The 11443-nt window shown below is 65.7% G+C and carries 12 protein-coding genes; 4 read left to right on the forward strand and 8 right to left on the reverse strand.

Features of this window, described 5'->3' with window-relative positions:
- Positions 1–685: 685 nt before the first annotated feature.
- On the forward strand, positions 686–1411 hold the full coding sequence (gene pdeM, locus NOG11_RS10630; protein WP_256619738.1) for a ligase-associated DNA damage response endonuclease PdeM: 726 nt from the start codon (positions 686–688) through the stop codon (positions 1409–1411).
- A 183-nt stretch (positions 1412–1594) separates the two neighbouring features.
- On the opposite strand, the gene NOG11_RS10635 is transcribed toward pdeM, so the two are convergent.
- Genes NOG11_RS10635 through gloB form a run of 3 tightly spaced genes read right to left on the reverse strand, consistent with a single transcriptional unit; the run spans position 1595 to position 3252 of the window.
- Positions 1595–2104 (reverse strand): DUF3429 domain-containing protein, encoded by a 510-nt coding sequence (locus tag NOG11_RS10635; protein ID WP_256619739.1) that lies wholly within the window; start codon positions 2102–2104, stop codon positions 1595–1597.
- Between the two features lie 9 nt (positions 2105–2113).
- On the reverse strand, positions 2114–2479 hold the full coding sequence (locus NOG11_RS10640; protein ID WP_256619740.1) for a cupin domain-containing protein: 366 nt from the start codon (positions 2477–2479) through the stop codon (positions 2114–2116).
- A complete protein-coding gene (gene gloB / locus NOG11_RS10645; protein ID WP_256619741.1) occupies positions 2476–3252 on the reverse strand; it encodes a hydroxyacylglutathione hydrolase in 777 nt (258 codons plus the stop codon). Before gloB ends, NOG11_RS10640 begins: the two co-directional genes overlap by 4 nt.
- 86 nt (positions 3253–3338) lie before the next feature.
- On the opposite strand from gloB, the gene NOG11_RS10650 reads away from it, so the two are divergent.
- The gene (locus NOG11_RS10650; RefSeq protein ID WP_256619742.1) at positions 3339–4088 is read left to right on the forward strand and encodes a class I SAM-dependent methyltransferase; all 750 of its coding nucleotides are present in this window, start codon (positions 3339–3341) and stop codon (positions 4086–4088) included.
- 32 nt (positions 4089–4120) lie between these two features.
- A complete protein-coding gene (gene hisC, locus NOG11_RS10655; protein ID WP_256619743.1) occupies positions 4121–5221 on the forward strand; it encodes a histidinol-phosphate transaminase in 1101 nt (366 codons plus the stop codon).
- Positions 5222–5410: 189 nt separating this feature from the next.
- Here hisC and NOG11_RS10660 read toward each other — a convergent pair whose 3' ends face one another.
- Genes NOG11_RS10660 through NOG11_RS10680 form a run of 5 tightly spaced genes read right to left on the reverse strand, consistent with a single transcriptional unit; the run spans position 5411 to position 9947 of the window.
- Entirely contained in the window at positions 5411–6331 is a 921-nt protein-coding gene (locus tag NOG11_RS10660) for a DUF2125 domain-containing protein (protein WP_256619744.1), read from the reverse strand.
- A 1-nt stretch (position 6332) separates the two neighbouring features.
- Positions 6333–7028 (reverse strand): lysophospholipid acyltransferase family protein, encoded by a 696-nt coding sequence (locus tag NOG11_RS10665; RefSeq protein WP_256619745.1) that lies wholly within the window; start codon positions 7026–7028, stop codon positions 6333–6335.
- A gap of 5 nt (positions 7029–7033) precedes the next feature.
- Complete coding sequence (locus tag NOG11_RS10670; RefSeq protein ID WP_256619746.1) at positions 7034–7633, reverse strand: YdcF family protein; 600 nt, start codon at positions 7631–7633, stop codon at positions 7034–7036.
- Complete coding sequence (locus tag NOG11_RS10675; protein ID WP_256619747.1) at positions 7633–7986, reverse strand: cytochrome c-type biogenesis protein; 354 nt, start codon at positions 7984–7986, stop codon at positions 7633–7635. The genes NOG11_RS10670 and NOG11_RS10675 overlap by 1 nt, the downstream gene beginning before the upstream one ends.
- Positions 7983–9947, reverse strand: a complete 1965-nt coding sequence (locus NOG11_RS10680; protein ID WP_256619748.1) for a heme lyase CcmF/NrfE family subunit — start codon at positions 9945–9947, stop codon at positions 7983–7985. Before NOG11_RS10680 ends, NOG11_RS10675 begins: the two co-directional genes overlap by 4 nt.
- Before the next feature lie 125 nt (positions 9948–10072).
- On the opposite strand from NOG11_RS10680, the gene NOG11_RS10685 reads away from it, so the two are divergent.
- On the forward strand, positions 10073–11173 hold the full coding sequence (locus NOG11_RS10685; RefSeq protein ID WP_256619749.1) for an HWE histidine kinase domain-containing protein: 1101 nt from the start codon (positions 10073–10075) through the stop codon (positions 11171–11173).
- Positions 11174–11443: the final 270 nt, after the last annotated feature.

Genomic DNA, 11443 nt, shown 5'->3' on the forward strand with positions numbered 1-11443 from the left:
TAGCTAGTTCCTACCTTCGCTATGGCTGAACGTGATGTTTTGTGGCGCGATGCAACCATGCCGCAGGACAACTAAATTGCCAGGATCGCTATGAATTTGAACGTACTCCAAGTCGGATTATATGCTCTTGTCAGCATAGGTTCGATATCAGCAGCATTAATAGCTGTTTTTAACTATAGACAGAAAAGAACGGAGTGGTTTTTCGCATTATATGAAAAATACTACGAGGCGGACCATTTTAGGGAGATAGAGCAGATTATTTTTTACAGAGAAGCGGCTGCTATCGATCGGCTCAGATCAGCTATACAAAATAAAGATGACAGAGATTTGCTTCATAAATTGGACAGTTTTTTGAATTTTTTTGAGTTGGTGGGTTCGCTTCGGCGACTCGGTCGAATAAGTATAAGATCATCGAGAATGCTATTCGCTTATAACTTACAGGCTATAAAGCGGCAACCGTTCCTTCGTGAATACATACGGGAGTATGGTTACGAGAATCTTGAGAGACTTCTAAGGAGCGTTTGATAGGTTTGAATTTAAATACGATCCTCAAGATCGACGTTTTGCTTCCGACGTAGCCTTCTTGGTCGAGCGGGGAGCAACAAGTTTGTTGGCAACAGGAGCGCCCCCCAAGCTTACCAATCCGAATCTTCCCCTTCGCGTGATCTGCCGTTAGGGGGAGAACATGCAGGCAACGGCTCTTCAGAACTGTCTTCCCGGCGCGGTCTTCCTGAACGGTGTCGAGCTTGTGCTCGACTGTTCGGGGGCGGCGTTCGTTCCGGAGGCGGAGCTTCTCATTCTCTCCGACCTTCACTTCGAGAAGGGCTCGCATTTCGCGCGTAAAGGTCAGTTCCTGCCTCCCTACGATACCCGCCAGACCCTGGATGCGGTGGAGCGGCTGATGCGGCTCTGCCGCCCACGGACGGTTCTGTCGCTGGGCGATGCTTTTCACGACAAGGATGCCGAGGCCCGGATGGACGAGGCCGATGCGGTGCGGCTGGAGCGGCTCTGCAACGCCGCCTCCTGGGTCTGGGTGCTCGGCAACCACGACCCGCTGCCGCCCAAGCGCTTCAGGGGGCATGCGGAGGAGGCGGTGGAGCTGGCCGGGCTCTCCTTCTGTCACGAGCCGGGGGAACGCGAGGGCTGGAACGTGGCTGGGCACCTCCACCCTTGCGCCATCGCGGCGAAGAACGGGCGGGGGGTGCGGCTTCCGGCCTTCGTCCTTGATGGCACACGGATGATCATGCCCGCCTTCGGCGCCTTCACCGGGGGGCTCAACGTGCTCGACAAGGCGTTTCACGGGCTCATGGACGGCGAGCTGCAGGTCCACCTCTGCAGCAAGTCGCGGGTCTACCAGGTGCCGCCGCGCAGCCTCAGGCCGGACGGCCCACCTGCGGCCTGGGCACGGTGAAGTAGCTATTTTTCCAGTTCGTCATCCCGGAAAGCCGAAAGGCTTATCCGGGACCCATGGACCGAACGTTGATCTTAATTTGCTCGCTCAATCCATGGGTCCCGGCTCTTCGCTGCGCTTCGGCCGGGATGACGGTGAGGGAAGTAGCGTCAGAGAGCTATTTTTAATGGAGAAGCACGAAGCCTAGAAGAACGGCGCCACCGCCACTGCCGCAAAGAGCGGCAAGGTCGCACCGATCGTCAGCATCAGGCGCAAGCGGAGATAGCCGGAGATCGGCTCGGCGCCGTGGCTGTCGTCCTGGACGTATTGGAACCACAGGAGCAGCGCCATCAGGAACAGGCGCATGAGCGGGCTGAACTCATTGCCGTTCACGGTCTCGGGCAGAAAGGCGATCAGCCAGGCGAGGAGCGGCGGCACCACCGCCATCAACAGCCCGCCGAACTGGGAGCCGACCTTCGCATCGGGGCTCTGCAGCCGCAGCACCCACCGCCCGCCGCCCATGAAACTGACGATGCTGAGCGCGTAGAGCACGACGATGCGCTCGGCGACCCGCGCCTCCTCCTCGCCGATGGCCGGCTCGAAGAACTGCACGGCGAGGGCGAGCCAGAAGGGGATGACCCCGCCAAAGCCTAAGATCTGCGCGCCGCGGCTCGCCAGCGCCCCGCTATCGACATCGCTGTGAATGGACCTCATTCCTGCCCCCTATTCATGCGGAAACCAGTCGTCCGGCATCAGATAGCGCGCGGCGGCGTCCGAGTCCGCTGCGACATGCAGGAGCACGGCTTGTCCTAGGCAGCTAAGGGTTCGCGCCGCCCCCGCCGGAACGGTGATGCCGTGCTTGGGCGAGGAGAGCCGCACGGCCTTCGCGGTCCTACCGTCGGCGGAGAAGGTGACCACCGCCGGGCCGCCCTCCACAAGAGCATAGGTCACGCTGGCTTCGATCTTGTGCCAGTGCGCCTCGTCCAGCGCGCCTAGGGCCTGGAAATAGCCGTCCTCGTCATGGATGAAGTAGCCCTCGAAGGGGTGCGGCTCCAGACCGTAGCGTTCGACCAGCTCGGTAAGGGTCAAAACGCGTCCTTACGCCGGCGCAGCTCACCGAAGACTTCGGCCGGAGAGGCGCCCTCGAGGCCGATGCTGGCTGCCAGCCCCTGGTCATCGGCGCGGAGGAAGGGGTTCACGGAGAGCTCGTCCGCCAGCCGCACCGGCACGGTGGGCTCACCTCGCTCCCGCTCAGCCTTCGCAGCCGCCTGTCTCTCAACCAGGGCCTCGTTCGAGGGATCGACCGAGAGGGCGAAGGCCGCGTTGGCCAGCGTGTACTCGTGGGCGCAGAAGAGCACGGTCTCAGGGGGCAGGGCCTTCAGCTTCTGAAGCGATGACCAGAAGGTCTCGCGGTCCCCCTCGAACATCCGCCCGCAGCCCATGGAGAAGACCGTGTCGCCGACAAAGGCCGCCCCCGCCTCGGGCACATGATAGGCGATATGGCCGAGGGTGTGGCCCGGCACGGCGATGACTTCGAACGCCGTCTCTCCCAGTATTACCCGGTCGCCGCCCCGGACGATGCGGTCCTTCACCGCGATCTTGCCGCCCTCCTCGGGCGCAAAAATCTCAGCGCCCCAGCGGTCCTTCACCGCCTCGTTGCCGCCTGCGTGGTCGGGGTGCCAGTGGGTGTTGAAAATGTGGGTGATCCGCCAGCCCAGCTTCTCTGCCTCCTCGGTGATCCGCGCCGCATCGGGAGTGTCGATGGCGGCCACCTCGCCGCTCTCCCGGTCGCGCACCAGAAAGCCGTAATTGTCCGCAAGGCAGGGGAATTGATGGACGTCGATGGGGCCTAGCTCGTGCATTGCTTGTGCTCCTTGCCTATGTGGGGGCGTAGCGGGCACAAGCCGTACCCGTCCAGCAATTGAGCTGAGGAGGCTTCGAAGGTCCCTTGCGCACCTCCAGTGCATCGCTCGACCGCTTCTATGGCGGCTCCCTGGGGCAGCTCGCCGTCCAGGTGCTGCGCCAGAAGCTGGCCGATGCCTGGGGGGACCTCAGCGGCCTGCGGGTAGGGGGCTTTGGCTTTACCGGCGGCCTCCTGCCGGTCTTTCCCAAGGCTGAGCGGGTGATCGACATGGCTCCCGCCGGGGCAGGGGCGGTGATCGGCCCGAACACCGTGCTGGTGGAAGAGGACAACTGGCCCCTGCGCGAGGCCTCCCTCGACCGTCTGGTGCTGTTCCACGCCCTCGAGGAGGCCAGCGACCCCCGCCGTATCCTGCGCGAGGCCTGGCGGGTGCTGACCGATGACGGGCGGCTGATCATCATCGCGGCCAACCGTCACGGCTTCTGGACTCTGATCGAGAACTCGCCGCTCGCCGCGGGCCGCCCCTTCTCCAGGCGTCAGCTTCACGAGCTGCTCGCCAAGGGCATGTTCGCGCCCACGGCCCAGGCCTCGGCCCTCTACTTCCCGCCGCTGACCCAGCTCAGGCCCATCGCGCCTCTGTGGGAGCGCACAGGGGACAGGCTGGAGCCCCTCGGCATCCCGCTGCCCAACGTGGCCGGGGCGCTCCTGATCGAGGCGCGCTGCTCCCTCGCCGTGCCCGCATCGGGCAGCAAGGCAGAGGTCTTCGGCCCGCTCCTCGCGCCAGGCAGGCGGCGTGTGGTGGGGCTCGCCGCCGAGAAGAAGCGCCGCAGCGGCTAGGCAACCCGGCGGCTCTCGGGCAAAGGGCGGCCATGACCCAACGGCCCAAGCCCCGCACCGGCATTCTCGACATCGACCCCTACGTTCCCGGCAAGGCCGGGGCGGCCGGGCGCAGGACCTACAAGCTCAGCTCGAACGAGAGCGCACTCGGCCCCGCCCCCTCCGCCATCGAGGCGCTGAGGGAGGCGGCAGCCCATAGTCATGTCTATCCCGAGGGCGCCGCGACCTCCTTGCGCGCCAAACTGGCCGAGCTGCACGATCTCGACCCGGAGCGTCTCATCGTCGGCAACGGCTCGGACGAGGTGCTGAGCCTCTCTGTGCGCTGCTTCACCGAGCCCGGCGACGAGGTGCTGATGACCAGGCACGGCTTCTCCTACTACCCCATCATCGCGCGGGCCGAGGGGTGCGTGCCGGTGATGGCGGAGGAGGACGACCTCACCGCCGACGTGAACGCACTCCTGGCGGCGCTGACGGACAGAACGAGGCTCGTCTTCCTCGCCAACCCCAACAACCCGACCGGCACGCTGCTTCCCAGCGAGGAGGTCCGCCGCCTTCGCCGCGAGCTGCCGCCGCATCTCATGCTGGTCCTCGACGGTGCCTATGCGGAGTACGTGAAGGAGGACGGCTACGATGCAGGACGCAGCCTGGTGGACGAGGCCGAGGAAACCGGCACCGACAATGTCATCATGACACGGACCTTCTCCAAGATTTACGGCCTCGGCGGCCTAAGGGTCGGCTGGGGCTACGCGCCGCCTTACGTCATCGACGTGATGCAGCGGGTGAGGGGGCCGTTCAATGTCGGTGCGCCTTCGCTGGCAGCGGCGGAAGCGGCCCTCGGCGACCAGGACTTCGTCGAGCGCAACCGTCTGCATAACGAGGAAGAGATGGCGCGGCTCGAAGGGGTCCTCACCCAGCGAGGGTTCCGGGTGCGCACGACCAGGGCGAACTTCATCCTTCTCGATGTTGGTACGGAGGAGGAAGCGAAGCGGTTCCTGACCCACGCCGAAGAGCACGGCGTCATGCTGCGCGGCCTATCGAGCTCCAACCTGCCCGGCTTCGTGCGGGTGTCGGTGGGAAGCAAGGAGGCGAACAATGCGTTTTTGGAAGCTGCCTCGGCTTTTCGACGAAGCTAGAGCGAGAACGTTCCTGCTCATTCCCTCCGTCATCCCGGAAAGCCGTAAGGCTTATCCGGGACGCATGGACTGAAGGGCCGCTGCTGTTCTGTCCGATCGGTCCATGGGTCCCGGCTCTCCGCTGGCGCTTCGGCCGGGATGACGCGATCATGCATAGGCGACAGACCTGCTTCTGGGGCGCCTCCTCCCTCAGCCTTCGGAAGGCTCCACCACCGGCGGCAGGGTCGTCACCGGGATCGAGCCGAGCTTCACCCGCCCGTCCGTGATGGTCATCGGCAGCTCGACGGGCTCCTCGCCCTTCGAGCTGTAGAGCCCCAGCACTTGGCTGGCGAGCTGAGAGGTCAGACCGCTCAGCACACCGAACTTCTCCATCGCGTCGATGGCTGCATCCTCCCGCTGGAAGGTGAGGGTGAAGGCGCCGTCCAGAAGCCCGTCCTCGCCTGCAAAGGCTTCGCCCTCGCCGACGATCTCTGTGGGCATCTGCACCCCCTCCGAAGCGATCCGTATGCCGAGCCCCTTGACGGCAAGGCCCCCCTGTACCCGGCTACCGGCTATGTCGATCGTGTGGATGGTGACCTGCTCTTCGGGAAACTGAAGACCCTGCAGGGAGAAGGCGATGCTCTCCCCGCCCGCCAGCTTCTGCCGGTTCATCACGAGATCCCGGAACACCACCTCGCCGTTCTCGTCGGAGAGCACCACGCCGTGCGCTTCGGCAGCGGAGAACTCGCGCTCGAGACTGAACCGCAGATCGTCCGCCTTTAAATCATACTCCTGGCCAAAGAAGGTCAGCGCCTTCTCGCCCCTCGGCTGGAACAGAATGCGGCTCGGATCGTAGGGGAGGGTGACGATGGCCACCTCTTGGGCGGCAAAGGCGTGAAGCCCGCCGTCCCAGGCCACATCGCTCAGCATACCGCGCAGGGAAAGCGGGTAGCCCTCGATCTCGACGCCGGAATAGGAGAAGCTGCGCCCCGCCGCCGCTTCACGCTCGGCGAAGGCGGCGATCTCCGCCTCCATCACATCGGCGCTGCGGTGCCAGAGAACCGTATAAAGAGCGAACAGCACGCCGAAGCCGACGAACGGCAGGATGAGACCGAGGCGGCCCTTGAACATGTCAGGCGGCCTCCTCAGGCCCTTCGATCGCGTCCTCCACGGCTCGCAAATACGCTTTGCGGTCGGCGATCGAGCTGATCGGGGGGTGGACGGTCATGGTGATGGTGCCGGGCAGCTTGAGCGGCCCCGGCTGGACCCAGTGCTCGCCGCTATTGTGGCTGATTGGTACCGTGACGACTTTCAGGGTCTTGGCCAGCATCGCCACGCCCGGCTGGTAGGGCACGCGCTTGCCGGGCAGGCTTCTCGTGCCTTCGGGGAAGATGACGATCTGATGCCCCTCGGCGAGGCGCGCCCTGGACTTGGCCGTCATGTCCCGCATCGCGCTCGCCCCCGACGCCCGGTCGATGAAGATGAAGCCGTTGCCCTTGCAGAACCAGGAGAAGATCGGCCAGTGCTCGAGCTCTTTCTTCAACACGAAGCTCGGCCTAGGCAGGATCACCATCAGCTTGAGGGTCTCCCACATGGACTGGTGCTTGGCCGCGACGAGGGCGGGACCTTCGGGCAGGTGCTCGGCGCCGCGCACCTCGTCTTTGACGCCGCACAGCACGTTCAGCCCACCGAGCAGCCCACCGGCCCAGAACTTCGACACCGCGATCGACCAGTCTCGCTTGAGAAGCGCCGGTGAGCAGATGATCCCGACCAGGATCGAGAACACGAACAGATAGACGATGAAGAGGATGGAGAGGGCCTTCTGCATGACGCTCAGACGAGGGACCTGACCGAGACGACCAGGAATTTGAGATATTCGAGCCCCAGGACCCGCCAGGCACGCAGGCTGCCCATCCACTCTTTCTGAGGGGCGAGGTCGCTGGCTACGGGCACGCCGATGATGGCGATGTCAGGGGCGGAGCGGCGCAGCTCGGCCCTCGCGCGGGGCAGGTGGAAGTCGGAGGTGACGAGGATCGCCGTGTCGAAACCGTTGCGCACCAGCCAGTCCCGGCTCTCGATGGCGTTGCCCCTGGTCGAGCGCGCCCAGGGGCCGAGGTCCACACAGCAGGAGAGCACCGCCTGGTCGCCCATCGTGTAGAGATCCTCCTTCCGCGTCTGAGGGTGAACGCCGGAGATCAGCGCCCGTTCGGCGAGGCCCCGCGCCTGCAGTTCAAGACCGCGTTCGATGCGCGGGCCGTTGTCCCCGGTCAGCACGATGATGCCGCGTCCCTCGGCACGGCTTCGGTCGAGACCGGCTGCGGCATCGTCCGCCCTCGGCAGGGTGGCGCAGAAGGCGAAAAAGCCCGCCGTCACGCCCATCACCACGAGCAGGACGAGGCTGAGCACGGCTTTGAGAAAGGAGGTCGAACCCATCACGAAGCGGCCTTAGCGCCGCCCCGCAGCAAGGAGAAGGCCCAGAGCGCTCCAAGGACGAGAACCATCGCCGGGGCCGCCCAGAGGACGATGTTCGCGCCCTCGGCGGTGGGCCTCAACAGCACCGTCTCGCCGTAGCGGGCCACGAGATAACCGCGCACCTCGGCATCGTTGTCACCGGCGGCGATGCGCTCCTCGATGATCCGCCGCATGACCTTGGCCAGCTCCGCCTCGCTGTCGGCCACGGACTGGTTCTGGCAGACCACGCAGCGGATGTCCTTGGCGATGCGCTCGGCGCGGGCAGCTTGTTCGGGCGTGAGGGCCGCCAGGAAAAGAAGAACCGCCGCGATCATGCGGGACGCTCCTGCAGCTTGCCCGCCGCTGCCCGCTGCCGCTCGCGGCGCTTGGCAAAGCCGGCGGTCAGCCCGCCTCCGGCCAGAAGCAGCACCCCGCCCCAAAGGACATGGATGAGGGGGTGGCTGTGCGCCCTGACGATCCGGGCTTCGCCCAGGCCCTGACCGGCCGCGGAGGCCAGATAGAGGTTGGAGAGGCCTCGCCGCTCGATCGCCACCTCCGTCGTCGCCTGGTTGGCCGCGGGATAGTAGCGCCGCGAGGGGGTAAGCTCGGTCAGGAGCCTGCCGTTCTTCATCACCCGGAAGAGGTCCTGTTCGGCGATGTAGTTCGGCCCGGCGATTTGCTTCCTGGAGATGTAGTCGATCTCCAACGCGCCGAGCCTCGTGCTCTCGCCGGGGGTCAGGACAGCGCGGACCTCCCCCTGGAACACCGTGCTGGCGGTGATGCCGAGAAGCACGAGGCCGAGGCCGAGATGGCTGACCAGCGCGCCCCAGCTCCGGGCGGTCACCCCCTGCAGGCGCGAAGCCTTGAACCCCTCGGCCGTGCCGAACCCGCCCTTACGCAGGAGGTCCAGAAGGGACGCTGCCAGCACCAGAAACGCCGCGGCGAAGCCTGCCAGCGCCAGGGCGGATCTTCCGGTGGCTAAGGTCAGCGCGAGGGCGCCTGCGATGCTGAGCCCGGCCGCCACCAGAAGGGGCCTGCGGTACTGCCCCGAGCCGCCGGTCTTCCACGGGACGAGGAGCCCGAAGAGCAGCGTCCCCGCCATCAGAAGAGCTAGCGGCGCCAGCATGGCGTTGTAGTAGGGCGGGCCAACGGAGATGCGGCTGCCGGTCTGGGTCTCCATCACGATGGGCCAGAACGTGCCGAGGAACACCGTGAACAGCACCACGGCGAAGAGGAGGTTGTTGACCACGATCGCCCCCTCCCGGCTCACCGGAGAGAAGCGCGCGGTCTGCTGCAGCTTCGATCCCCTCAGCGCGAAGAGAACGAAGCCCGCACCGATGAAGAGGAGCGAGAGGAGCAGAAGGAAGACCCCCCGCTCGGGATCGTTGGCAAAGGCGTGGACCGAGGTGACGATGCCCGAGCGCACCAGGAACGCGCCCAGAAGCGACGCGCCGAAGGCCAGGATCGCCAGCGCCGCGCCCCAGAGCTTCAGCGTGTCCCGCCGCTCCAGCACCATGACGCAGTGAAGAAGCGCGGTAGCCGCCAGCCAGGGCATCAGCGAAGCGTTCTCCACCGGGTCCCAGAACCAGAAGCCCCCCCAGCCCAGCTCGTAATAGGCCCAGTAGGCGCCAAGCCCGATCCCCAAAGTGAGCGCCGACCAGGCGAAGAGGAGGTAGGGCCTGACCGCCTTGGCCCAGGCGCTGCCGATGCGGCCCGTCAGAAGCCCGGCCATGGTGAAGCTGTAGACCGCAGAGAGCCCGACATAGCCAAGATAGAGCGTAGGCGGATGAATGGCGAGGCCGGGATCCTGAAGAAGCGGATTGAGCCCCCGCCCGTCAGAAGGGGTCGGCCACGCCTCGGGATAGGGCGCGAAGGGGTTCGAGGTCAGCACCGTAAAGAGCCCGAAGGCCGCGAGCAGCATCGCCTGCACGCCGATGGCGTAGCGCTTGGTGGGCAGGTCGCCGAAGGGGCTCAAACTGATCGCCGCGCCGAAACCGGCCAGCATCAGAAGCCACAGGAGCAGCGAGCCCTCGTGATTGCCCCAGCTCCCCGCCAGCTTGTAGGCCAGGGGCTTCAGCGAGTGGCTGTTGAGATAGACGTTGAGAAGGGAGAGGTCCGTCTCGGCATAGGCGATCAGCAGAAACAGAAAGGCGCTCGCCACGGTGACGAAGGCCGCCGTCATGGCCGCACCGGACAGCGCGACGATCCGAGGGCTCGTCCGGGCGAAGGGGGACAGGCCGAGACCCGCCGCCGCAGCCCCCAGCGCTGCCGCCACGGCTAGCAAAAAAGTTCCCAATTCGCTAATTCCCATGGCCAGGAGATGCATCTTCACTGCGAAAGGTGCAAGTTCGAGCTTGCCGCGCCCTCGCGTAGTGGTTTTAATTCATTTTCATCAACCCCTTGAGGCACAAGTTGGCCGTCATGACCGAAGCTCGCCCGCATCCGCAGGAGGCTGCCCGCCTCGCTGCTTTGCAAAGCTACGGTATCCTCGATACCGAGGCCGACCCTGCCTTCGACACCATCACGGCCCTCGCCGCCCGCATCTGCGGCACCTCGATCGCCCTGGTCAGCTTGGTCGACCGCGAGCGTCAGTGGTTCAAGTCCCGCAAAGGGCTCGGCGAGCCCGAGACCGGGCGCGACGTCGCGCTCTGCGCCCATGCGATCCTCCTGGACGAGCCGCTTGTCATCCCGGACACCCTCGCCGACCCGCGCTTCAGGGATAACCCCCTTTGCACCGAGGGGCCGGTGCGTTTCTACACGGGGATACCCCTGGTCGGGTCGGAGAACCTGCCCCTGGGCACCCTCTGCGTCATCGACCCGGAGCCTCGGCCCGAAGGGCTGGGCGAGGAGCAGCTCGAGGAGCTCAAGCTTCTCGCCCACCAGACCGTCCGCCTGATGGAGCTCCAGCGCCAGGCCGCGCGCCAGGCCACCGCCCTCCAGGAGAGCGTCCACCGCACCAAGAACGTCCTCGCCGTGGCCAGCGCCATCGCCACGCGCACCCTGTCGGGTGAGCGCTCGCTGGAGGAGGCCAAAAGCGTGCTTATCGGACGCTTCCAGTCCCTCGGTCATGCCCAGGGGCATCTCCTGGCGGCCAGCGACCGCGGCGCGTCGCTGCACGATCTGATCGCGAGCCAGATGCTGGCCTTCTTCCCGGAAGAGGACGACCGTCTGAGCATCGAAGGACCGGCGGTGACCATCAGCGGCGAGGCGGCGGAGGCGATCGGGCTCGCGCTGCACGAGCTCTCCACCAACGCCACCAAATACGGTGCCCTGTCGGTCAGGACAGGCACGGTGACGATCGGTTGGCACAAGAACGCCGAGGGTCTGCTGTTGACCTGGCGGGAGGAGGGCGGCCCGAGCCCGAGCCCCTCACCGGGCAGACGAGGCTTCGGCAGCTCCGTGGTCGGCCCCATGTGCGGCCAGAAGATCGGCGGCCCGGCGGTCCTGACCCTCCCGCCCACCGGCGCCGTCTGGACCGCCCAGATCGCCGAACACCACCTCCGCTCCCCGATCCTGGGTTAGACGCAGGGTCCTGCGGTCCCTCATTCTACGCCTTCCCATGGTCGCGCAGCGATCCATGGGACCCATCACCGGGCGGACCAAGCCGTACTCAAACGGCAGGAGATGGGTCCCACGGTCTACGCTTCGCTACGCCGTGGGAAAGCGGATGAAGAAGCGGATGCCCGTAGGGCGGCTCGCGCAGCGTGCCGCCTCGCAGCGGTAGCATCTGGGAACGGCGGCACGCTACGCGAGCCGCCCTACGGCCCAGCACCCAACTTATCCCCGCCCTCA

The organism is Parvularcula maris (genome assembly GCF_024505085.1).
Classification (GTDB): Bacteria; Pseudomonadota; Alphaproteobacteria; order Caulobacterales; family Parvularculaceae; genus Parvularcula; species Parvularcula maris.

What these genes read in the sequence shown, in the direction of transcription:
- pdeM (WP_256619738.1), top strand. Translation starts at nt 686, where the DNA reads ATGCAGGCAACGGCTCTTCAGAACTGTCTTCCCGGCGCGGTCTTCCTG.
- NOG11_RS10635 (WP_256619739.1), bottom strand. Translation starts at nt 2,104, where the DNA reads ATGAGGTCCATTCACAGCGATGTCGATAGCGGGGCGCTGGCGAGCCGC.
- NOG11_RS10665 (WP_256619745.1), bottom strand. Translation starts at nt 7,028, where the DNA reads ATGCAGAAGGCCCTCTCCATCCTCTTCATCGTCTATCTGTTCGTGTTC.
- NOG11_RS10685 (WP_256619749.1), top strand. Translation starts at nt 10,073, where the DNA reads ATGACCGAAGCTCGCCCGCATCCGCAGGAGGCTGCCCGCCTCGCTGCT.
- NOG11_RS10675 (WP_256619747.1), bottom strand. Translation starts at nt 7,986, where the DNA reads ATGATCGCGGCGGTTCTTCTTTTCCTGGCGGCCCTCACGCCCGAACAA.
- NOG11_RS10660 (WP_256619744.1), bottom strand. Translation starts at nt 6,331, where the DNA reads ATGTTCAAGGGCCGCCTCGGTCTCATCCTGCCGTTCGTCGGCTTCGGC.
- NOG11_RS10670 (WP_256619746.1), bottom strand. Translation starts at nt 7,633, where the DNA reads ATGGGTTCGACCTCCTTTCTCAAAGCCGTGCTCAGCCTCGTCCTGCTC.
- gloB (WP_256619741.1), bottom strand. Translation starts at nt 3,252, where the DNA reads ATGCACGAGCTAGGCCCCATCGACGTCCATCAATTCCCCTGCCTTGCG.
- hisC (WP_256619743.1), top strand. Translation starts at nt 4,121, where the DNA reads ATGACCCAACGGCCCAAGCCCCGCACCGGCATTCTCGACATCGACCCC.